The organism is Streptomyces sp. NPDC037410 (assembly GCF_055602235.1).
On the sequence record NZ_JBVJWR010000033.1, the window covers coordinates 1 to 21,179 of the forward strand.

General features: G+C 71.6%; 23 protein-coding genes. 9 read left to right on the forward strand and 14 right to left on the reverse strand.

Going from position 1 to position 21,179, the window contains the following annotated elements:
• Window positions 1-378: 378 nt before the first annotated feature.
• A complete protein-coding gene (locus ACZ7HT_RS34825) occupies window positions 379-1,041 on the reverse strand; it encodes a DNA-3-methyladenine glycosylase (protein WP_471173456.1) in 663 nt (220 codons plus the stop codon).
• Between the two features lie 88 nt (window positions 1,042-1,129).
• Between ACZ7HT_RS34825 and ACZ7HT_RS34830 the strand changes: the two genes are divergently transcribed.
• From ACZ7HT_RS34830 to ACZ7HT_RS34840, 3 genes are all read left to right on the forward strand, one after another.
• Window positions 1,130-1,912, forward strand: coding sequence for a sporulation protein (locus tag ACZ7HT_RS34830; protein WP_471173457.1), 783 nt, complete (start codon window positions 1,130-1,132; stop codon window positions 1,910-1,912).
• Between the two features lie 44 nt (window positions 1,913-1,956).
• The gene (locus ACZ7HT_RS34835) at window positions 1,957-2,487 is read left to right on the forward strand and encodes a YbhB/YbcL family Raf kinase inhibitor-like protein (protein WP_471173459.1); all 531 of its coding nucleotides are present in this window, start codon (window positions 1,957-1,959) and stop codon (window positions 2,485-2,487) included.
• 171 nt (window positions 2,488-2,658) lie between these two features.
• Complete coding sequence (locus tag ACZ7HT_RS34840) at window positions 2,659-3,165, forward strand: HNH endonuclease (protein WP_093876792.1); 507 nt, start codon at window positions 2,659-2,661, stop codon at window positions 3,163-3,165.
• 87 nt (window positions 3,166-3,252) lie between these two features.
• Here ACZ7HT_RS34840 and ACZ7HT_RS34845 read toward each other — a convergent pair whose 3' ends face one another.
• The 4 genes from ACZ7HT_RS34845 to ACZ7HT_RS34860 all read right to left on the reverse strand — a co-directional run bounded on the left by ACZ7HT_RS34845 (window position 3,253) and on the right by ACZ7HT_RS34860 (window position 6,461).
• Window positions 3,253-4,026 carry a sulfite exporter TauE/SafE family protein gene (locus ACZ7HT_RS34845; RefSeq protein ID WP_471173461.1) on the reverse strand — a complete coding sequence of 258 codons (774 nt, stop codon included), beginning with the start codon at window positions 4,024-4,026 and terminating at the stop codon, window positions 3,253-3,255.
• 90 nt (window positions 4,027-4,116) lie between these two features.
• Complete coding sequence (locus ACZ7HT_RS34850; RefSeq protein WP_471173462.1) at window positions 4,117-5,055, reverse strand: SPFH domain-containing protein; 939 nt, start codon at window positions 5,053-5,055, stop codon at window positions 4,117-4,119.
• 103 nt (window positions 5,056-5,158) lie between these two features.
• On the reverse strand, window positions 5,159-5,587 hold the full coding sequence (locus tag ACZ7HT_RS34855; RefSeq protein ID WP_471173464.1) for an NfeD family protein: 429 nt from the start codon (window positions 5,585-5,587) through the stop codon (window positions 5,159-5,161).
• A 76-nt stretch (window positions 5,588-5,663) separates the two neighbouring features.
• Window positions 5,664-6,461, reverse strand: coding sequence for an ABC transporter ATP-binding protein (locus ACZ7HT_RS34860; RefSeq protein WP_471173465.1), 798 nt, complete (start codon window positions 6,459-6,461; stop codon window positions 5,664-5,666).
• Between the two features lie 135 nt (window positions 6,462-6,596).
• On the opposite strand from ACZ7HT_RS34860, the gene ACZ7HT_RS34865 reads away from it, so the two are divergent.
• Complete coding sequence (locus tag ACZ7HT_RS34865) at window positions 6,597-7,388, forward strand: hypothetical protein (protein WP_471173467.1); 792 nt, start codon at window positions 6,597-6,599, stop codon at window positions 7,386-7,388.
• Between the two features lie 277 nt (window positions 7,389-7,665).
• On the opposite strand, the gene ACZ7HT_RS34870 is transcribed toward ACZ7HT_RS34865, so the two are convergent.
• From ACZ7HT_RS34870 to ACZ7HT_RS34880, 3 genes are all read right to left on the reverse strand, one after another.
• A complete protein-coding gene (locus ACZ7HT_RS34870) occupies window positions 7,666-7,908 on the reverse strand; it encodes a chaplin (protein WP_471173468.1) in 243 nt (80 codons plus the stop codon).
• Between the two features lie 152 nt (window positions 7,909-8,060).
• A complete protein-coding gene (locus ACZ7HT_RS34875) occupies window positions 8,061-8,708 on the reverse strand; it encodes a response regulator (RefSeq protein ID WP_471173471.1) in 648 nt (215 codons plus the stop codon).
• The gene (locus ACZ7HT_RS34880) at window positions 8,701-9,846 is read right to left on the reverse strand and encodes a GAF domain-containing sensor histidine kinase (protein ID WP_471173473.1); all 1,146 of its coding nucleotides are present in this window, start codon (window positions 9,844-9,846) and stop codon (window positions 8,701-8,703) included. Before ACZ7HT_RS34880 ends, ACZ7HT_RS34875 begins: the two co-directional genes overlap by 8 nt.
• A 180-nt stretch (window positions 9,847-10,026) precedes the next feature.
• On the opposite strand from ACZ7HT_RS34880, the gene ACZ7HT_RS34885 reads away from it, so the two are divergent.
• The 3 genes from ACZ7HT_RS34885 (at window position 10,027) to ACZ7HT_RS34895 (ending at window position 13,122) form a co-directional block, all read left to right on the forward strand.
• Complete coding sequence (locus tag ACZ7HT_RS34885) at window positions 10,027-10,722, forward strand: SDR family NAD(P)-dependent oxidoreductase (protein ID WP_471173476.1); 696 nt, start codon at window positions 10,027-10,029, stop codon at window positions 10,720-10,722.
• Window positions 10,722-12,068, forward strand: a complete 1,347-nt coding sequence (locus tag ACZ7HT_RS34890) for an S-adenosylmethionine:tRNA ribosyltransferase-isomerase (protein WP_471173479.1) — start codon at window positions 10,722-10,724, stop codon at window positions 12,066-12,068. Before ACZ7HT_RS34885 ends, ACZ7HT_RS34890 begins: the two co-directional genes overlap by 1 nt.
• A gap of 289 nt (window positions 12,069-12,357) precedes the next feature.
• A complete protein-coding gene (locus ACZ7HT_RS34895; protein WP_471173481.1) occupies window positions 12,358-13,122 on the forward strand; it encodes a transglycosylase SLT domain-containing protein in 765 nt (254 codons plus the stop codon).
• 59 nt (window positions 13,123-13,181) lie between these two features.
• Here the strand turns inward: ACZ7HT_RS34895 and ACZ7HT_RS34900 are convergent, their stop codons facing one another.
• Entirely contained in the window at window positions 13,182-15,785 is a 2,604-nt protein-coding gene (locus tag ACZ7HT_RS34900; RefSeq protein ID WP_471173483.1) for an ABC transporter ATP-binding protein/permease, read from the reverse strand.
• A 198-nt stretch (window positions 15,786-15,983) separates the two neighbouring features.
• Here ACZ7HT_RS34900 and serB point away from each other — a divergent pair, with 198 nt between their 5' ends.
• The gene (serB, locus tag ACZ7HT_RS34905; protein ID WP_471173487.1) at window positions 15,984-17,201 is read left to right on the forward strand and encodes a phosphoserine phosphatase SerB; all 1,218 of its coding nucleotides are present in this window, start codon (window positions 15,984-15,986) and stop codon (window positions 17,199-17,201) included.
• A gap of 133 nt (window positions 17,202-17,334) precedes the next feature.
• Here the strand turns inward: serB and ACZ7HT_RS34910 are convergent, their stop codons facing one another.
• The 4 genes from ACZ7HT_RS34910 to ACZ7HT_RS34925 form a co-directional block, all read right to left on the reverse strand.
• Window positions 17,335-17,853 carry a SixA phosphatase family protein gene (locus ACZ7HT_RS34910; RefSeq protein WP_471173489.1) on the reverse strand — a complete coding sequence of 173 codons (519 nt, stop codon included), beginning with the start codon at window positions 17,851-17,853 and terminating at the stop codon, window positions 17,335-17,337.
• 35 nt (window positions 17,854-17,888) lie between these two features.
• On the reverse strand, window positions 17,889-18,092 hold the full coding sequence (locus ACZ7HT_RS34915) for a hypothetical protein (RefSeq protein ID WP_471173492.1): 204 nt from the start codon (window positions 18,090-18,092) through the stop codon (window positions 17,889-17,891).
• Window positions 18,093-18,228: 136 nt separating this feature from the next.
• Window positions 18,229-18,345 (reverse strand): SGM_5486 family transporter-associated protein, encoded by a 117-nt coding sequence (locus ACZ7HT_RS34920; protein WP_281402291.1) that lies wholly within the window; start codon window positions 18,343-18,345, stop codon window positions 18,229-18,231.
• 17 nt (window positions 18,346-18,362) lie between these two features.
• Window positions 18,363-19,784: a CynX/NimT family MFS transporter gene (locus ACZ7HT_RS34925; RefSeq protein ID WP_471173494.1), complete on the reverse strand. Its 1,422-nt coding sequence runs from the start codon at window positions 19,782-19,784 to the stop codon at window positions 18,363-18,365.
• Window positions 19,785-19,848: 64 nt separating this feature from the next.
• Between ACZ7HT_RS34925 and ACZ7HT_RS34930 the strand changes: the two genes are divergently transcribed.
• Complete coding sequence (locus ACZ7HT_RS34930; RefSeq protein WP_471173496.1) at window positions 19,849-20,571, forward strand: FadR/GntR family transcriptional regulator; 723 nt, start codon at window positions 19,849-19,851, stop codon at window positions 20,569-20,571.
• On the opposite strand, the gene ACZ7HT_RS34935 is transcribed toward ACZ7HT_RS34930, so the two are convergent.
• Window positions 20,568-20,987, reverse strand: a complete 420-nt coding sequence (locus tag ACZ7HT_RS34935; RefSeq protein WP_471173499.1) for a hypothetical protein — start codon at window positions 20,985-20,987, stop codon at window positions 20,568-20,570. The genes ACZ7HT_RS34930 and ACZ7HT_RS34935 overlap by 4 nt on opposite strands.
• Window positions 20,988-21,179 lie beyond the last annotated feature (192 nt).

Genomic DNA, 21,179 nt, shown 5'->3' on the forward strand with positions numbered 1-21,179 from the left:
AGGAACCTCGACCATCCGAAGATGGACGGGGTATCAACTAATCTGGCGTTGATTTTTGGCACGCTGTTGAGTTCTCAAGGTGCGGACGCTTCCTTCGTTCCTGTTTCCAGGCCCTCCGGGCGCTTCCTTCGTTTCCGACTCTATCAGATCTTTCCGATCCGATTTCCTCGGTGCTTTCCGGTCCCTTTCGCTTTCGCTCCGGGCCCTTCCGGCGTGGTCACTACTTTAGCTGATTTCCCGGGCGGCTCATAATCGAGTCATTCGAAACGAATTTCGGAATGCCGAAATGAACCCCGATCGGGGTTGTCATCCTGAGTAGTGGGTGGCCGCTCCGGGGTGCTTGAACAAGCAGGCCCGGTTCCAGCGGCTCGGGCCACGTTAGTCGCTTGCCATCGGCGAGTCAAGCCTTCGCTTGCGGGGCGAGTGGGGGCGGTACGGGCTGACCGTCGGGTCCTCCGTGATCCAGAAGCGCCAGGGGTGCGGGGCGCCGTCGCCGCCGACGCCCGTGCGGGGGCCGCTGCTGATGCGGCCCGGGGCCGGCGGCGTGCCGGTGAGGAGGGCGAGCGGGCTGTCCTGACCTGCGCAGGTGTCCGTGCCGTTCAGGGAGAGGGCGATGTCGAGGGCGGTGGCCAGACGGGCCGGGCCCTTGGCGAGCTCGTGGTCGGAGCGGGCCGAGCGGCGGCGGGGGCGGGCCTGGTCGGCGCCGCTCAGGAATTCACCCGCGCGCAGCAGGACCCCGCTCGCGTGTCCCTCGGGGCCGCACACCAGGTTCAGGCAGTGCCACATGCCGTAGGTGAAGTAGACGTACGCGTGGCCCGGGGGTCCGAACATGACGGCGTTGCGTGCGGTACGGCCCCGGAAGGCGTGCGAGCCGGGGTCGATCTCGCCGGCGTACGCCTCCACCTCGGTGAGGCGCAGTTCCATCCGGCCCTCGTCGGTCGTGCGGACGAGGGTGCGGCCCAGGAGATCGGGGGCCACCTCCAGAACGGGGCGGTCGAAGAAGGTCCGCGGGAGCGGCGTACGGTCGGGGCTCTCGCTCATGGCGTCCGAGCGTAGTGGTGACCGGCGGGGAACCGGCTACGGTCGTCGCGCGTATGTAGGGGTCAGGACCCGAGAAGGAGTGGAAGTCATGGGATTCAAGAAGCTGCTCGCGAGCCTGGGTGCCGGCGGGGCCACCGTGGAGACGGTGCTCACCGAGGAGAACGTCGTCCCGGGTGGGGTCGTCCAGGGCGAGGTGCGCATCCAGGGCGGTTCGGTCGCGCAGCAGATCGAGGGGCTCTCCGTGGGGCTCCAGGCGCGGGTCGAGGTCGAGGGCGGCGACCAGGAGTACAAGCAGGACATCGAGTTCGTGAAGGTGCGTCTGGGCGGTGCCTTCGAGGTGCAGGCCGGGGCGGTGCACGTGGTGCCGTTCGGTCTGGAGATCCCGTGGGAGACGCCGGTGACGACGATCGCCGGGCAGCGGCTGCGCGGGATGAACATCGGGGTGACGACGGAGCTGGAGATCGCGCGGGCCGTGGACTCGGGTGACCTGGACCCGATCAACGTGCACCCGCTGCCGGCGCAGCAGGCGATCCTGGACGCCTTCATCCAGCTGGGCTTCCGCTTCAAGAACGCGGACATGGAGCGCGGGCACATCCGGGGGACGCGGCAGCGGCTGCCCTTCTACCAGGAGATCGAGTTCTTCGCGCCGCAGCAGTACCGGGGCCTGAACCAGGTCGAGGTCAGCTTCGTCGCGGACGACCGTGAGATGGACGTCGTCCTGGAGATGGACAAGAAGCCGGGTCTGTTCACCGAGGGCAGCGACTCGTTCCGTGCGTTCAAGGTGGGACTGCACGACTTCCACACCACCGACTGGGCGGCTTACCTGAACCAGTGGCTCGCCGAGGTCGGCGGCCGTCGCAACTGGCTCTAGGCTCGGCACCGTCAGCGTTGACGGACGATTCGGAGGTACTCGACGTGTCCCAGGGCAAGAGGCCGCTCCCCCACGACTTCCATCCGCCGGTGGCCGCGTTCACCGTGGTGAGCGACGACGTCGCGCCGGGCGGGGTCCTGAAGGACGCTCAGGTGTACGCGGCGGGGAACACCTCGCCGCAGCTGAGCTGGGAGGGGTTCCCGGCGGAGACGAAGAGCTTCGCCGTGACCTGCTTCGACCCGGACGCCCCGACGGGCAGCGGGTTCTGGCACTGGGTGCTGTTCGACATCCCGGTGTCGGTGACGGAGCTGCCGGCGGGTGCCGGGTCCGGCTCGTTCGCGGGGCTGCCGGCGGGTTCCGTACACGCGCGGAACGACTACGGCTCGAAGGACTTCGGTGGCGCCGCGCCGCCGAAGGGGGACGGGCCGCACCGGTACGTCTTCACGGTGTACGCGGTGGATCAGGAGAAGCTCGGTCCGGACGCCGGCGCCTCGCCGGCCGCGGTCGGGTTCAACCTGCGCTTCCACACGCTGGGCCGTGCCCAGCTGGTGGGCGAGTACGAGAATCCCGCGTAGCGCTGATCGTTCGTTAGTTGTTTGCCCGCTTCTGGTCTTGGAGAGATCAGAAGCGGGCATCTTTTGTTGCGCAGGAAATTGCGTTGTCCGACCCGGCCGGCCCGGCCATCGTTGATCCAAGCCCGGAGCCCCCGCGTGGGGGCTGGGGCCGGCACACGGGAGGTGGGCAACATGCGGGACACGCTGGTACTGAACGCGAGCTTCGAGCCGCTGTCGACGGTCACACTCAACCGTGCGGTGGTGCTTGTCCTTCAGGACAAGGCCGTCGTCGAGCAGGCCCATCCCGAGCTGAGGGTGCGAGGTGCCGCCGTCGACCTTCCGGTGCCGCGGGTGATCAGGCTCTGCCGGTACGTACGGGTGCCGTTCCGAAGACAGGCTCCGTGGTCGAGGAGGGGGGTGCTGGTCCGGGACCAGCACCGGTGCGCGTACTGCGGGCGGCGGGCGACGACGGTCGACCATGTCGTGCCGCGGGCGCAGGGCGGTGGGGACAGCTGGCTGAACACGGTCGCCTCCTGTGCCGAGGACAACCACCGCAAGGCGGACCGGACGCCGGAGCAGGCGGGGATGCCGCTGCTGCACCAGCCGTTCGAGCCGACCCCGGCGGACGCGATGCTGCTCGCGATGCGGGCGAGCGAGCGGTCGGCGCTCCCGGCGTGGCTGGCCGACTCGGCCGCGTGACCGCTTGACGGTGTGACCGCGTGATCCGCTGATGTACGGAAGGGCCCGTCTCCCCCGGTGGGGAGGCGGGCCCTTCCGTGTGTGGGGTCAGCCGAGGGTCAGCTGCAGGATGGCCACGATGCCGACCGCGATGATCACCCCGCGCAGGACCGCGGGGGGAAGCTTGCGGCCGACCTTGGCGCCGAGCTGGCCTCCGAGGGTGGAGCCGACGGCGATGAGCAGGACGGCCGTCCAGTCGAAGTCGGCGACGAAGAGGAAGAAGACGGCGGCGATTCCGTTGACCAGGGCGCCGAGGATGTTCTTGACGGCGTTGATGCGCTGGAGGTCGTCGTGGAGCAGCAGGCCCATGAGGGAGAGGTAGAGGACTCCCTGGGCGGCGCCGAAGTATCCGCCGTACATGCTGGCGAGGAGGAGGCCGACGAGGAGGGTCGGGCCGCCGTCGGGGTGGGCCTCGGTGCCGGTCTGCTCCCGGCGCCGCTTCACGGCTGCGGCGATACGGGGCTGGAAGAGGACCAGGAGGAGGGCGAGGCCGATGAGGACGGGGACGATGGCGTCGAAGGCCGTGGACGGCAGGGCCAGGAGCAGGATCGCTCCGATGAGGCCGCCGAGGAGGGCGACGCCGCCGAGGCGGAGGACGCGGGCCTTCTGGCCCTTGAGTTCGCGGCGGTAGCCGATGGCTCCGCTGAGGGAACCGGGCACGAGGCCGAGGGCGTTGGAGACGTTCGCGGTGATCGGGGGGAGTCCGGTCGCGAGGAGGACCGGGAAGGTGATGAGCGTTCCCGATCCGACGATGGTGTTGATGGTGCCGGCGCCGATGCCGGCGGCGAAGACTGCCAGGGCTTCCCAGATGGACAACGCCATCTCCTTACATGGTCAGTGGCTCGCCTCCCCGCCCTGAGGTCGTCAGGGTCGAGGGGCTCGCACTGATCATGCACGAATTACGTGTACGCGTCAGTCAACCGGCGGTTCGTCTCGCCGTTCGGTCGCCGCGCCCTTGACGTTGAAGCCGGGGACGCCGCTGCCCCCGTTGCCCAGGGCGCCGGAGAGGCCCTTGAGGGCGTCGCCGATCTCGCTGGGCACGATCCAGAGCTTGTTGGCGTCGCCCTCGGCGATCTTCGGGAGCATCTGGAGGTACTGGTACGAGAGCAGCTTCTGGTCCGGGTCGCCCGCGTGGATGGCCTCGAAGACCGTACGGACGGCCTGGGCCTCGCCCTCGGCGCGCAGGGCGGCGGCCTTGGACTCACCCTCGGCGCGGAGGATCGCCGACTGCTTCTCGCCCTCGGCGGTGAGGATCGCGGACTGGCGGGTGCCCTCGGCGGTGAGGATCGCGGCGCGCTTGTCCCGCTCGGCGCGCATCTGCTTCTCCATCGAGTCCTGGATGGAGGTCGGCGGCTCGATGGCCTTGAGCTCGACGCGGTTGACGCGGATGCCCCACTTGCCGGTGGCCTCGTCGAGGACGCCGCGCAGGGCCGCGTTGATCTCCTCGCGGGAGGTGAGGGTGCGCTCCAGGTCCATGCCGCCGATGATGTTGCGCAGGGTGGTGACGGTGAGCTGCTCGATCGCCTGGATGTAGCTGGCGACCTCGTAGGTCGCGGCGCGGGCGTCGGTCACCTGGTAGTAGATGACCGTGTCGATGTTGACGACCAGGTTGTCCTGGGTGATCACCGGCTGCGGCGGGAACGGGACGACCTGTTCGCGGAGGTCGATCCGGTTGCGGATCGAGTCGATGAACGGGACGACGATGTTCAGTCCGGCGTTGAGCGTGCGGGTGTAGCGGCCGAAGCGCTCCACGATCGCCGCACTCGCCTGCGGGATGACCTGGATCGTCTTGATCAGGGCGATGAAGACGAGCACCACCAGAATGATCAGGACGATGATGACTGCTGACATCGTGTTCCCCGTGCCCTTCGCTGCCGGTTGTCTGCCGGGTTTCTTCTGATGATCGAGTTTCCCAGATGGCGGAGCGTCATGGGCGAGGTTCGGTCACATGACGTCACATGACCACCGCGGTCGCCCCGTCGATCTCGACCACGTCGACCTGTTCGCCCGGTTCGAAGGTCTGGCCGGTGTCGAGGGTGCGGGCCGACCAGACCTCGCCGGCGAGCTTGATGCGCCCTCCGTTGCCGTCGACCCGTTCCAGGACGATTGCTTGACGGCCTTTCAGGGCGTCGACGCCGGTGGCCAGTTCGGGTCTGCCGTCGCGGTGGCGGGCGGCGATCGGGCGTACCACGGCGATGAGTGCGACGGAGACGACGACGAAGACGAGCACCTGGGTGACGATGCCGAAGCCCAGGGCTGCGGTCACCGCCCCGGCGACCGCTCCGACGGAGAACATGCCGAACTCCGGCATCGCGGTCAGGACCAGCGGAATGCCGAGCCCCACCGCGCCGATCAGCCACCAGACCCACGCGTCGATGTCCACGTGGTCATGGTAGGGCGGTGGGGTCGTTCCGGGACAGGGCGCGGGCGGCTGTGCGGGTCGCCGGTGCCCCGGCCGGTCACTTCAGGGGCAGGCCGTGCGCGGTCCAGCGGTCGCCGACGCGCTCGACGACGAGCGGCAGCCCGAAGCAGTGCGACAGGTTGCGGGAGGTGAGCTCGGTCTCCACGGGGCCGGCGGCGAGGACCTTGCCCTGGCGGATCATCAGGACGTGGGTGAAGCCGGGGGCGATCTCCTCGACATGGTGGGTGACCATGATCATGGAGGGGGCGTACGGGTCGCGGGCGAGGCGGCCGAGGCGGCGGACCAGGTCCTCGCGGCCGCCGAGGTCGAGGCCGGCGGCGGGCTCGTCGAGGAGGAGGATCTCCGGGTCGGTCATCATCGCGCGGGCGATCAGGGTGCGCTTGCGCTCGCCCTCGGAGAGGGTGCCGAACTTGCGGTCCAGGTAGTCGTTCATCCCGAGCCGGTCGAGGAAGGCCTTGGCGCGCTCCTCGTCGACCGGGTCGTAGTCCTCGTGCCAGGTGGCGGTCATGCCGTACGCGGCGGTGAGGACGGTCTGCAGGACGGTCTGGCGCTTGGGGAGCTTCTCCGCCATCGCGATGCCGGCCATGCCGATGCGGGGGCGGAGCTCGAAGACGTCGGTGCCGACGCCGCCGAGCTGCTCGCCCAGGATGTGGGCGGTGCCCTTGGTGGGGAAGAGGTAGCTGGAGGCGATGTTCAGAAGGGTGGTCTTGCCGGCGCCGTTGGGTCCGAGGATCACCCAGCGCTCGCCCTCCTTGACCGACCAGGAGACCTCGTCCACCAGAGCCCGTCCGTCGCGGACCACGGATACGTCCACCAGCTCCAGTACATCGCTCATGAGCGCGTTGTCTCCCCTTGCGGTCGAGTCTTGTCGTCGCCTTGCGCCGATGGGCGCGGCGTCCAGGGGAAAACCTACGTTATCGATGGAGCGGACCGGTCCGTAGGGCTTCCTTTCAGTCCTTAGTCTGGGGGGATGCTTTCGGAACCACGCTCAGGACGTCTGGCCGCCTGGGGCAATGCCCTGCTGGCCGGGGCGGTGTCGCCGGACGAGGCGGCGACGGCGATTGTCGGGGAGGACGCGGTGCACCGCGTCGAGGGGCTGCCGGGTGAGGCGGGGCCGGTGGGGCTGACGCTCGCGCTCGGCCGGCTGCGGCGGCTCGGGGTGACCGGGTGGCGGGTCGCGCTGCCGGCGCCGGGGCATCCGCTGGGGCTCAGCGGACCGCCCGACTTCAACGCGCGCGCGTTGGAGGCGGAGGAGGCGGTGGTGGGCTTCGGCGCGCCGTACGGTCTCGTGCCGGAGGTCTCCGAGGCGGGTCCCGCGGGTGACGTGCACGTCTCGGTGGTCTGGCGGTGCCTGGCCGTACGGGAGGCCCCGCCCGCCGACGTGCCCTCGCTCGGCGAGGCGGAGCGGGAGCTGGCGGAGGCCCTGCGGGACGCGACGACGGTGCTGACCCGGCTCGACGTGGCGGCCTCGGGGCCGACGGCGGACGCGGCGCGCGAGGCGTACCGGGCGCGGGCGGAGGCGGGCCGCGAGGTCCTCGCCCCCGGCTATCCGCCACGTGCGGTACGGGTCCTGGAGCTGGCGCAGCGGATCGGTCTGCTCGTGGACATGGCGTACGACCATGGGCACGGGGGTGCGGTGAGCGCGTCGGAGATGGCGGCGCGGGGCGATGCGCTGCGGCCGGTGGAGCGGGTGGCTCGGCGGGCGACGGTCGCGGCGTACAACGCGTACGTGGAGGAGAGGGAGCGGGAGCGGGGCCTCTGAGCAGTGCCCTCCGCCCGGCGGACGGAGTCCGACGCAGCGGCCCGAAGCCCACGAGGCGCCCCGGCGCCGAGCGGTGCGAGAGCCGCGTCAAGGAAGAGGCTGGCGGCGCGGGGCGATGCGCTGCGGCCGGTGGAGCGGGTGGCTCGGCGGGCGACGGTCGCGGCGTACAACGCGTATGTGGAGGAGAGGGAGCGGGAGCGGGGGTTCTGAGGCCGGGCACGGCAAACCCCCGGCCCCTGGGGGATCGTCAGGGGCCGGGGGTTCGTGTGGGGGGCGGTCAGCCGTTGTAGGCGCCGTTGCCGAAGGCCGGGTTGAGCAGGCCGATCACGTTGACCGTGTTGCCGGAGACGTTCACGGGGACGTGGACCGGGGCCTGCACCAGGTTGCCGGACAGGACGCCCGGGGAGTTGAGGGCCTTGCCCGTGGCCTCGGCGCCGTGGGCGGAGGCGACACCCGCGCCGGCGGCGACGATGCCACCGGCGACCATGGTGAGAGCAGCGGCCTTCTTGAGGTTCTTCACTTGGTACTTCCTCCTGGTCATCGCTGCGGCCGGTCCGCCGCAGCACGCCATGGAGAACGCCGTACCCCCCGCCGGGTTACGCCGAACGGGGGATATACACACGACGGTATGACCTATTGAACGGTAGTGCGCCCGGCGCGCCAGGGGGCGCGTCAGCGGGTGAGGCCGTGTCGTACGGCCCAGAGCGCCGCCTGGGTGCGGTCCGCGAGGTCGAGCTTCATCAGGATGTTCGAGACGTGCGTCTTGACCGTCTTCTCGGAGAGGACGAGGGCGCGGGCGATCTCCCGGTTCGAGCGGCCGTCGGCGATCAGGCCGAGGACCTCGCGCTCGCGCTCGGTGAGCGTGCCGCCCCGTCCCGTACCCCCGCCGTGGGAGTCGTCCTCGGCGAGGAGCGCGCCCGCGACCTCGGGCTGGAGCAGGACGTGGCCCGCGTGGACGGAGCGGATGGCGCCGGCCAGGGCGTCGGGGTCGACGTCCTTGTAGACGTATCCGCGGGCGCCGGCGCGGAGCGCGGGGACGACCGTCCGCTGCTCGGTGAAGCTGGTGACGATCAGGACCCTGGCGGGGTTGTCGAGCTCGCGGAGCCGCTTGAGCGCGTCGATGCCGTCCATGCCCGGCATCTTCACGTCCATGAGGACCACGTCCGGGTGGAGCTCCTCGGCCCTGGCGACGCCCTCGGCGCCGTCGGCGGCCTCGCCCACGACCTCTATGTCGTCCTGGACCTCCAGGAAGGTGCGCAGGCCTCGGCGGACGACCTGGTGGTCGTCGACCAGGAGCACGCGGATGGGCTTGTCAGCCACCGGGGACCTCCATCTCGATCGTGGTGCCCTGGTCCGGGGCCGAGGTCACCGTGAGTCTGCCGCCGACACCGCTCGCCCGGTCCCGCATCGAGACCAGGCCGAGGTGGCGGCCTGCGCGGCGGACCGTACGGGGGTCGAATCCCTTGCCGTCGTCGGTGACGGTGAGCCGCGCGCCCTGGCCGCTGCGGGTGAGGGAGACGGCGACGAGTTCGGCGTCCGCGTGCCGCAGGGCGTTGTGCAGGGCCTCCTGCGCGACCCGGAGGACGGCCTCCTCCTGGGCGGCGGGCAGGGCCCGGGTCCCCGGGCTCTCGAAGGTCACCCGGGCGGAGTGGGCGCGGTCGAGGACCTGGATCTGGGTGCGGAGCGTGTGGACGAGGCCGTCCTCGTCGAGGGCGGCGGGCCGGAGCTCGACCACGGCGGCGCGCAGTTCGTCGGCGGCCTCGGCGGCGAGCGCGGCGACCTGCTGGAGCTCGCCCTTGGCGCGGGCCGGGTCGCGGTCGACGAGGGCGGCGGCGGCCTGGGCGGTCAGCCGGAGCGAGAACAGCTTCTGGCTGACGGCGTCGTGCAGCTCGTGGGCGAGGCGGGAGCGCTCCTCGGCGATGGTGAGCTCACGGCTGCGCTCGTACAGCCGGGCGTTGGTGAGGGCGATGGCCGCGTGCTGGGCGAGGATCGCCAGGAGTGCCTCGTCCTCGGCGGTGAAGCCGCAGCCTCCCTCTTCCTTCGGGCAGCGCTTGTTGGCGAGGAAGAGGGCGCCGATGATCTCGTCGCCGTCCCGGACGGGCAGGCCGAGGAAGTCGGACATCTCGGGGTGGGCGTCGGGCCAGCCCCCGAAGCGGGGGTCCTCGCGGACGTCGGCGAGCCGCTCGGGCTCGGCCTTGTGGAGCATCGAGGCGAGGATGCCGTGCTGGCGGGGCAGCGGGCCGATCGCCTTCCACTGCTCGTCGCTGACGCCGTCGACCACGAACTGGGCGAAGCCGCCGTGGTCGTCGGGGACGCCCAGGGCCGCGTACTCGGCGTCGAGCAGCTCGCGGGCGGAGGCCACGATCGTCTTGAGGACGTCGCGGACCTCCAGGTGGCGGCTCATCGCCAGGAGTGCGGTGCTCACGGCGGCCAGGCCGGAGCTCGGTCGATGGCTCATGTGTTCACCGTACCGGCGGGGTGTGACGGTCCGTATCCGCCCGGGGACGAGGTCGGGGCAGGTCCCGGGACCTAGGTCGAAGTGCCCTCGGGGGTCCGGGCCCGGGGACGAGGCGGGTGGCAGGGGTGGGGGCGGAGGGTGGAGCCGTCCGGAGGATCCGTAGGAGAGGGGATGGGCGTCATGGCTGTCGCGATCGTCACGGGGGCGTCGAGGGGTCTGGGGCGGGCGCTGGCCGAGGGCCTCGCCGGGCGGGGCTGGGACCTGGTCCTTGACGCCCGTACGGCGGACGTACTGGAGGAGAGCGCGGCGGCGGTACGCGCGCGTGGCGCACGGGTGGTGGCGGTGGCCGGGGACGTGACGGACGCGGCGCACCGGCGGGCGCTCGTGGCGGCGGCGCGGGAGCTCGGCGGGCTCGATCTGCTGGTGAACAACGCGGGGATCCTGGGCGTCGAGCCGCTGGTGCCGCTCGACCGTCATCCGCTGGACGGATTCCGGGCCGCCCTGGAGGTCAACGTGGTGGCCCCGCTGGGGCTGCTGCAGGAGGCGCTGCCGCTGCTGCGCTCGGCGCCCGCCGGGGCGGTGGTCAATCTGAGTTCGGACGCGGCGGCGGAGCCGTACCGGACGTGGGGTGCTTACGGGGCGACGAAGGCGGCGCTCGACCAGCTGTCGGCGGTCCTGGCGGTGGAGGAGCCGGGGCTGCGGGTCTGGTGGGTGGATCCGGGCGGGATGCGGACGGACATGCTGGCCGCCGCGGAGCCGGGTGAGGACCTGTCGGGGACGCCCGCTCCGGCCGAGGTCGCGCCCGTGTTCCTGCGGCTGCTCGACGAGCGGCCGGCGAGCGGCCGGTACGCCGCGCCGGCCTTCCTGGAGGCGTGATGGCACTGGCCGTGCGGGTGCCGGCGGAGCTGTCGGCGCGGGTGCCGGCCGAGCAGCGGGGGCCCGGGCGGGGCCGGGACGACGTGCGGCTGCTCGTGTCGCGGGGCGAGGCGGTGTCGCACCACTCCTTCCGGGAGCTGCCGTCGCTGCTGCGGGCCGGGGACGTGCTGGTCGTCAACACGTCGACGACGCTCGCGGCGGCGGTGTCCGGACGCCTTGGCCCTGAGCCGGGCGGGGAGCCGGTGGTGGTGCACTTCTCGACCCGCGGGGACGACGGGCGCTGGGCCGTGGAGCTGCGGACGCCCGATCCGGCGGGCAGTACGCGCCCGCGTGGGGGCGGGCCGACGGGTGCGGTCGTACGACTGCCGGGAGGGGCGCGGCTTGTGCTCGCGGAGCCGCTGGTGCCCGGGAGCGGGCGGTTGTGGTGGGCGCGGGTGAGCGTGGACGTGCCGGGGCTCCTTGGACGCTACGGGCGGCCCATCCGGTACGGGTACACGGATCGGGACCAGCCCCTGTCGGCGTACCGGACGGTCTTCGCGCTGCCCTCCCCCGACGGGTCGGGCTCGGCGGAGATGCCGAGCGCGGGGCGGCCGTTCACGGCCCGTCTGGTGGCGGAGCTGGTCGACCGGGGCGTACGGATCGCTCCCCTCTCCCTTCATACGGGGGTGTCGTCGGCGGAGGCGCACGAGCCGCCCTACCCGGAGCGCTTCGAGGTCCCGGCGGCGACGGCGTCCCTGGTGAACGCGGCGAAGGCCGGGGGCGGCCGGGTGATCGCGGTGGGGACGACCGTGGTGCGGGCCCTGGAGTCGGCGGCGGCCGGGCCGTCCCGGCAGACGGAGCCCGTCACGACGGGCCGCCGCGGGGGCCGCGGCGCGGGCAGCGGCTTGGAGCCGGGGGGTACGGGGCCCGGTGGGCCTGGGCCCGGTGGGCCTGGGCCGGGTGAGCCGGGGCCGGGCGGTACAGGGCCCGGTAGGGCGGGAGAGGGGACGGGCGTCGGGCCCGGTGAGGAGGGGACGGGCGTGGGGCCCGGTGGGCCCGGGACGGGCGTGGGGGCCGGTGGGTCGGGAGAGGGCACGGGCGTGGGGCCCGGTGGGCCCGTGTGGGCCGGGGCCGGGTGGACCGGGCTGGTCGTGACGCCCGCGCGTGGCGTGCGGGTCGTGGACGGGCTGCTCACCGGGCTGCACGAGCCCGAGGCCTCGCATCTGCTGATGCTGGAGGCGGTCGCGGGGCGGCCCGCGCTGTGGCGCGCGTACGCCGCGGCGGTGCGGGAGCGGTACCTCTGGCACGAGTTCGGCGACCTCCATCTCCTCCTTCCGGAGGAGACAGCTCACCGTGCGCATTGCTGACGCAACTGATGGTGAGTTTGTTACGTCCCCGATGTGAGGCCGCGCATAGGACCCACATCACTTACGAAGCCGCCTAGTGGGTGCCCGTATGCCCGTTTTAGAGGGAAGAATCGGGCCAGAGGGGGCATTGTGTGGCCCGTGCACGAGCCCCTGATCCACTACCCGGGATCGTACGTCACACCTTTGCCACAGGATTTTGCTGCCGCTAAGAATTGCCCCCGTCGCCGCCGAGCAGGCGCAGCGCCGCCCCGGCCGAGCGACCCCCAGCGATTCGAAGAGGTAGTCCTGCATGTCTGCGAACACCCCTGGCCACTATCGTGGTCTGAAGAAGACCCACAAGGCCACGATCGCCGGCGTCGTCGCTCTGAGCGCCGCAGCCCTGACTTTCTCCCTCGTCCCCGGTAACGGCGGCACCGAGACCGAGCCGCAGGCCCTGGCCGGCACGCAGCAGGTCGCCTGGTCGTACAACGCGAACAGCCCGCAGGCCAAGGCGCTCGCCGACAGCCTCGAGAAGCAGCAGGACGCGATCAGCCTGAAGGCCAAGCAGGAGGCTGACGCGAAGGCGAAGGCCGCCGCCAAGACCAAGGCCACCGCGGACGCGAAGGCCAAGGCCGCCGCCCGGGCGAAGGCCGCCGCCAAGGCCGAGGCCGCGGCGAAGGCCAAGGCCGACGCGAAGAAGCGCGCCGCCGAGAAGGCCGCCGCGAACCGTTCCGTCGCCCGCAAGCCGGTCTTCGCGAACAACCTCGACGGCTGGATCCGCGAGGCGCTCTTCATCATGGACAAGCACAACATCCCGGGCACCTACAACGGTCTGCACCGGAACATCATGCGCGAGTCCAGCGGCAACCCGTACGCCATCAACAACTGGGACATCAACGCCATCAACGGCATCCCGTCCAAGGGCCTGCTCCAGGTGATCTACCCGACCTTCAAGGCGTACCACATCGCCGGCACCAAGTTCGACCAGTACGACCCGGTCGCCAACATCGTCGCCGCCGCCAACTACGCGGCCGACCGCTACGGCTCGATCGACAACGTCAACAGCGCGTACTGACACGCGGAAGGGCGGCACCCCGGAGAGGGGTGCCGCCCTTCGGCGTGGCGTCGCGAGGGTTACTTGCGCATGACCTCGGGCTCGTGGCGGCGCAGCAGCCGCGCCACGAGGACGCAGCAGACGGTGGCCATGAACAGCTGGATGCCGAGGTCGAGGCTCCACTGGCCGACCGTGTGCTCCCACAGCGAGTCGGTGTTCGTGGGGTCCTTGTGGTCCCACGGCGGCATCAGGTGGGCCAGGTCGAGCGTGGTGCCGGCGCCGGCGATGCCCCAGCGGGAGGGCATGAGCCAGGCGAACTGCTCCAGGCCGGGCGAGCCGTACACCTGGAAGAGGATGCCGGTGAACACGACCTGGATGATCGCGAACATGACGAGCAGCGGCATGGTCTTCTCGGCGGTCTTCACCAGGGCGGAGATGACCAGGCCGACCATCATCGAGGTCAGGCCGAGGGCGATGACCTGGACGCAGAGCTCGACGGCCGGCGGCATGAACAGGCCCTCTTCGGGCAGCGCGCGGGTGGAGAAGCCGATGCCGCAGATGATCACGCCCTGGAAGGCGGTGATCAGGCCGAGGACGATGACCTTGGACATGAGGTACGCGGAGCGGGACAGGCCGACGGCGCGCTCCCGCTCGTAGATGACCCGTTCCTTGATCAGCTCTCGGACGGAGTTCGCCGCGCCGGAGAAGCACATGCCGACCGCGAGGATCAGCATGATCGTGCCGGCGTCGCCGTTGAAGCGGGACGGCGGCGTGGGCTTGCCCAGGCCGAAGTCGGCGGGGATGACGACGGAGACCGCGCCGAGGACGGCCGGCAGGATCACCATCAGGGCCATGAAGCCCTTGTCGGAGGCGATCACCGACACGTAGCGGCGGATCAGGGTCCACAGCTGGGAGCCCCAGCCCTGCGGCTTCGGCGGCCTGGCCATGGCCTGCGGCGGCATCTGTACGGGCTGCGCGGCGATGGCGTCGATGTCCGCGGCGTACATCTGGTAGTGCTGCGAGCCCTTCCAGCGGCCCGCCCAGTCGTAGTCGCGGTAGTTCTCGAAGGCGGAGAAGACATCGGCCCAGGTGGAGTAGCCGAAGAAGTTCAGCGCCTCGTCCGGCGGGCCGAAGTACGCGACGGAGCCGCCGGGCGCCATCACGAGCAGCTTGTCGCAGAGGCCCAGCTCGGCCACCGAGTGGGTGACGACGAGGACCGTGCGGCCGTCGTCCGCGAGGCCGCGGAGCAGCTGCATGACGTCGCGGTCCATGCCCGGGTCGAGGCCGGAGGTCGGCTCGTCCAGGAAGATCAGCGAGGGCTTGGTGAGGAGCTCCAGGGCGACGGAGACGCGCTTGCGCTGGCCACCGGAGAGGGAGGTGACCTTCTTCTCCTTGTGGATGTCGAGCTTGAGCTCGCGCAGCACCTCGTCGATGCGGGCCTCGCGCTCGGCCGTGGCGGTGTCGCCGGGGAAGCGGAGCTTGGCCGCGTAGCGCAGCGCCTTCTGGACGGTCAGCTCCTTGTGCAGGATGTCGTCCTGCGGGACCAGACCGATGCGCTGGCGCAGTTCGGCGAACTGCTTGTAGAGGCTGCGGTTGTCGTAGAGGACGTCGCCCTCGTTGGCCGGGCGGTAGCCGGTCAGCGCCTTGAGCAGGGTGGACTTGCCGGAGCCGGACGGGCCGATGACGCCGATCAGCGACTTCTCCGGGACGCCGAAGCTGACGTCCTTGAGGATCTGCTTGCCGCCGTCGACGGTGACCGTGAGGTGGCGGGCCGAGAAGGAGACCGAACCGGTGTCGACGAACTCTTCCAGCTGGCCGCCGACGATGCGGAAGGTCGAGTGGCCGACGCCGACGATGTCCTGCGGGCCGAGGAGGGCGGTGCCGCCCTTGGGGATCGGCTGGCCGTTGACGTACGTGCCGTTGTGCGAGCCGAGGTCGCGGATCTCGAAGCGGCCGTCGGGCGTCGCGTGGAACTCGGCGTGGTGCCGCGAGACCTGGAGGTCGGAGACGACCAGTTCGTTCTCGAGGGCACGGCCGATGCGCATCACGCGGCCGAGGTCCAGCTGGTAGAAGGTCGTCGGGCTGCGGTGGTCGCCATAGGGCGACGGTGCCCCCGCGGCGCCGCCGGGGTGTCCCTGGGCGGGTCCCTGCTGGTGCGGGACCTGCTGGTGCGGCGCCTGCTGGTGGGCGGGCGGCTGCTGGTGGGCGGGCGGCTGCTGGTGGGCGGGCGGCTGCTGCCAGCCCTGCTGCTGCGGCGGCGCCTGGTGCGTGGCCCAGTCGGCCTGGGCCGCGGCGGCCTGGTGCGCGGGGGCCTGCTGGGCCGGGGCCTGCTGCTGGGGCACCTGCTGCTGCGGTGCCTGCTGCTGGGGCGCGGCGGCCGCGCCGGCGGCGAGATTCAGCCGCGGGCCGTCGGTGGCGTTGCCCAGGTGGACGGCCGAGCCGGGGCCGATCTCCACCTGGTGGATCCTCTGGCCCTGGAGGAAGGTGCCGTTCGTGGAGCCGTGGTCCTCGATGACCCAGCTCCGGCCGCCCCAGCTGATGGTGGCGTGGCGCCACGAGACCCTGGCGTCGTCGATCACCAGGTCACCCTGAGGGTCCCTGCCCAGGGTGTACGACCGGGACGGATCGAGCGTCCAGGTCCTGCCGTTCAATTCCAGTACGAGTTCTGGCACTCCATGCCCCACTACTTGTCCCCCGATGTACCCCCGTCTTCGGGAGTCCAGGGATGGCGAATCATCCTGGGGAACTATTTCAGGCCCGGTCCCGTCTCGGAAAGTCGGGCCGCGTGAAGACCTTCGGGAGCAACTCCTCGACCACTCGGGTGTCCGCAGGGCGGGACGGACAGTCGGGGGGCACAGGGTGCCCGATACGGTGGAACCACCATGAGCGCATCGCAGACCTCAGACGTTCCCACCCTTCTCGTCAAGATCTTCGGGAAGGACCGTCCCGGGATCACCGCGGGACTCTTCGACACCCTCGCCGCCTACTCCGTCGACGTCGTGGACATCGAGCAGGTGGTCTCCCGCGGCCGCCTCGTCCTGTGCGCGCTCGTCACCGAGCCCACCGTCGCCCCGGCGGGCGAACTCAGGGCCACCGTGCACAGCTGGGCCGAGTCCCTGAAGCTCCAGGCCGAGATCATCTCCGGCACCGGTGACAACCGGCCGCGTGGCGAGGGACGCTCGCACGTGACGGTCCTGGGCCACCCGCTGACCGCGGAGCAGACGGCGGCCATAGCGGCCAGGATCGCGGAGACCGGCGGCAACATCGACCGCATCTTCCGCCTCGCGAAGTACCCCGTGACGGCGGTCGAGTTCGCCGTCTCCGGCTGCGAGACCGAGCCGCTGCGAACCGCGCTGGCCACCGAGGCGCACGGCATCGGCGTCGACGTGGCCGTCGTCTCCGCCGGTCTGCACCGGCGGGCCCAGCGGCTCGTGGTCATGGACGTCGACTCGACGCTGATCCAGGACGAGGTGATCGAGCTCTTCGCCGCGCACGCGGGCTGCGAGGACAAGGTCGCCGAGGTGACGGCGGCGGCGATGCGCGGCGAGCTGGACTTCGAGCAGTCGCTGCACGCGCGCGTGGCGCTGCTCGCGGGTCTCGACGCCTCCGTGGTCGACAAGGTCCGCGCCGAGGTGCGGCTGACTCCCGGCGCCCGCACCCTGATCCGTACGCTCAAGCGGCTCGGCTTCCAGGTGGGCGTCGTGTCCGGCGGGTTCACGCAGGTCACCGATGATCTGAAGGAGCGTCTGGGGCTGGACTTCGCCTCCGCCAACACGCTGGAGATCGTGGACGGGAAGCTCACCGGCCGGGTCACCGGCGAGATCGTCGACCGGGCGGGCAAGGCGCGGCTGCTGCGCCGGTTCGCCACGGAGGCGGGGGTGCCGCTGGCGCAGACCGTCGCGATCGGCGACGGGGCCAACGACCTGGACATGCTGAACGCGGCCGGGCTCGGGGTGGCGTTCAACGCGAAGCCGGTGGTGCGTCAGGCGGCCCACACGGCGGTGAACGTGCCGTTCCTCGACACCGTGCTGTACCTGCTCGGCATCACGCGCGAAGAGGTCGAGGCGGCGGACTTCGGCGAGGACGATCTGCCGCACTGAGCGGCGGGGGTACGGAGGAGGGCCCGGGTGTCGGTCGACGCCCGGGCCCTTCTTCGTACGGAGTCACGCGTACGGGATCAGGCGTACGAGATCCGGCGTAAAGGATCAGGCGTACGGGATCAGGCGTACGGGATCAGGCGTGCGGGGTCCAGAAGTCGACGAGCTTGCCCACGCCGTGCTCCACGGACTTCCAGGTGCCGTTGAAGGTGACGACGGCGAAGGCGGCGGTCGGGAAGCCGGTGCGGTTCATCCGGGGCAGCACATCGCCCTCGGACTCGCCCGCCAGAGCGTCGGCGAGTGCGTGCATCCCCGGGTTGTGGCCGATGAGCAGCAGGTTCCCGACGGTGTCCGGGGTCTCGTTGACCAGGGCGATGAGCTCGCCGAGGGAGGCCTCGTACATCCGCTCCTCGTACACGGTCTTCGGGCGGTGCGCGAGCTCGTGCACGGCCAGCTTCCACGTCTCGCGGGTGCGGGCGGCGGTCGAGCAGAGGGCCAGGTCGAAGGCGATGCCGCTGTCGGCGAGCCGGCGGCCGGCCACCGGGGCGTCCTTGCGGCCGCGGTCGGCGAGCGGTCGTTCGTGGTCGGAGGTCTCGGGCCAGTCTGCCTTCGCGTGCCGGAGCAGCACGATCCTGCGGGGTGTGTCGACGCTCATGGTCCACAGCTTCGCACGAATCAGGCCACCGCGACTCAGAGAGAGAGCGTTTGCCAGACGTGCTCCAGGACCTGGCCGACCGCCTGTTCACCCGAGGTCGCGTCGGTCCCGCCCGACCCGGTCATGAGGAGCAGGAGGGCGAGGAACGCGGCTATGGGGAGGGCGAGGGCCCACCAGGGCAGCCGGGTGTCGACTCCGCCGGTCGTGGTCCGGATGCCGGGGTGTGTGGGGGCCGACATGGCCGCCTCCGTGGGTGAGTTCCGCGCTTTCGCCGTCGTCACCAACGTACGGATCGCGCGGTCCCCGGCCCATCCGGTGATCCACCCACTTCACCCTGAGACCCGCCCCCTAGGGGATGCGGGGGCTACCCCCACCTCACGGGGAGGCGAAGGAGGCGATGACGGCGATGACGACCGTGATGCCGAGCATCGCGCCGAGCACGAAGAGCAGCTTCTTCTGGCCGTTCTGGGGGTTGGGTTCGAGGACTGGCATGCGAACAGTCTCGCATCTCAGCATTCGTCCTCGACCGTCCGGTCCCTCCCCGCGAGGGTTCCGATGATCATCTGCGGCACCATGAGTCCGCCCATCAGCGCGATGGGCAGTCCCCAGCCGCCGCTGTGCTGGTAGAGCACGCCGACGAGGAGGGGCCCGGGGATCGAGATGAGGTAGCCGACGCTCTGCGCGAAGGCGGAGAGCCGGACGACTCCGGCGCCGGTGCGCGAGCGCATGCCGATCATCGTGAGGGCGAGCGGGAAGGAGCAGTTGGAGACGCCGAGGAGCACGGCCCAGACCCAGGCTCCGGAGGCGGGGGCGAGGAAGAGTCCGGTGTAGCCGGTGAGTCCGCACAGGCCGAGCGCGACGACGATCGGGCCCTGGTTCTTCATCCGGGTCGCGAGGCGGGGGATGACGAAGGCGAGCGGGACGCCCATGACCATGGTGACGGCGAGGAGCACGCCCGCGGTGGTGGCGGGGACGCCGGCGTCGCGGAAGATCTGCGGCATCCAGCCCATGGTGATGTAGGCGCCGGTGGCCTGGAGGCCGAAGAAGACACCGAGCGCCCAGGCGGTGCGGCTGCGGGTGATGCGCGGCGCGCGGGCCCGCGGTGCGACCTCGGGCGCCGTGCGAGCGGGCTGCGCGGTGCCCGGCCCGGGCGCCGTGCGCGTGCCCGGCCGGGAGGAGGTGCCGGGCGCCGGGCGCGTGCCCGGCCGGGACGAGGTGCCGGGCGCCGGAGACGCCGTGGCAGTGTCCCGGTCGCGCACGAGCGGGAGCCAGGGCAGGACGGCGAGCGCGGCGAGGGCCGCCCAGACGCCGAGGCCGAGGCGCCAGTCGCCGCCGAGGGCGTCGGTCATGGGCACGGTCGCGGCCGCGGCGACGGAGGTGCCGAGGGCGAGCGCCATGGAGTAGAGGCCGGTCATGCTGCCGACGCGGTCGGGGAAGTACCGCTTGACGATGACGGGCATCAGGACGTTGCTGACGGCGATGCCCATGAGGGCGAGGGCGCTGGCGGCGAGGAAGGCGGGGGTGCCGGTCGCGAAGGGCCTCAGGATCAGGCCGGTGAAGATCGCGGCCATGCCGGCGCAGACGACGGCGGCGGGGCCGAAGCGGCGGGCGAGGCGGGGGGCCATGATGCCGAAGACCGCGAAGCAGAGCGGGGGCACGGAGGTGAGGACGCCGGCGACGCTGCCGCTCATGTGGAGGTCCGCGCTGACCTCTTCGAGGAGGGCGCCGAGGCTGGTGATGGCGGGGCGCAGGTTGAATGCGGCCAGGACGAGTCCGACGGCGACGAGGCCGAGGAGCCGGCGGCGTGCCGGGCCCTGTGCGGGAGAATCGCCGGCGGTGGCGGGCGCTCCGGCCACGCGCGCGGGGGCCGGTCGCGCGGTGGTGTCCGCCGGTGCTGCGGCGGGGTCGAGGGTCTTCGGCTCGTCAGGCATGAGGCCCATCATAGAATCATGGGATGATTGGTTGTCCAATCTTGAACGAAAGGGAAGGCGCTCCATGGCCCTCGGTCACCCCCGGCGCACCGGTCTCTCCGATCAGGTGATCGCCGAGCTGCGGAACCAGATCACCTCCGGCGAGTGGCCGGTGGGGTCACGCATCCCGACCGAACCCGAACTGGTCGAGCAGCTGGGCGTGGCCCGCAACACGGTGCGCGAGGCGGTCCGCGCGCTCGCGCACAACGGCCTGCTCGACATCCGCCAGGGCTCCGGGACGTACGTCGCCGCCACCAGCGAGCTGGCGGGCGTCATGCACCGGCGCTTCGCGGGCTCCGACCCCCGGCACGTCGCCGAGCTGCGCTCCACGCTGGAGTCCGCGGCGGCGCGGTTCGCGGCCGGGCGGCGCACCGAGCGGGACCTGAAGCAGCTGGACGCCCTGCTCGGGCGCCGCGAGGAGGCGTGGGAGTCCGGGGACGCGGAGCGGTTCGTGACGGCCGACGCGACCTTCCACCACGCGGTCGTCGCCGCCTCGGGCAACGAGGTGCTGACGGAGCTCTACGCGGACCTGGGCGATCTGCTGCGGGAGTGGCTGCGCGACGACGTGGGGCAGGTGCTGCGCCCGGAGAACCACATGGACCACGCGCGCCTGGTGGACGCGATCCGCGCGGGCGACGCCGAGCGGGCCGGCACGGAGGCGGCCGGCTACCCCTTCATGTGCCTCAGGGGCTCCGTACCGGAGGGAACCCGGGAACAATCCCAGGAGGAATCCCGGCAAGAGGGCTAGGAAGCGGACCGGGCGGCGGGGGCAGCGGGAGCAGGGGCCGGGTCCGCGGGCTCGTGGGTGATCCAGGCGGACCGGACCTCCTTCCAGCAGCGGCCGGTGACCTGGGCGTAGTCGGCGGGGCCGACCTCCACGGGGGTGCTGTCGCTGTCGACGTCCCACCAGCGGTCGCACTCGACGTGGAGGCGGACGCGGTCGGTGCGGGGGTACGGGTTGCTGCAGTGCGCGGTGACGTGGGAGCCCTCGACGACGGTGCGGCAGGAGGCTCCGAAGTCCTCCGGGTCCCCGGTCGCCGGGGCGGTGGCGGCGAGCCCGTCGGACGGGGCGGGAGCGGCCCGCATCTCGGCGGCCACGGCCGTTCCGGTGATCAGGGCGGCGACGATGGCGATCGCCCCGAAGCCGTGACGTATCGCGCGCATGCCCGTACCTCCTCCCCGTCAGCAGCAGAACATCACGCTCTGCCCCAGTCTGGGGTCGTTCGGGCTACTTTTCGAGTCGTGCAGGACTTGCGGAACGGCGAGGGGCGGGGGGGGGGGGGGGGGGGGGGGGGGGGGAGGCGGGGGGGGGGGGGGGTGGGGGTGGGGGGGGGGGGGGGGGGGGAGGGGAGGAGG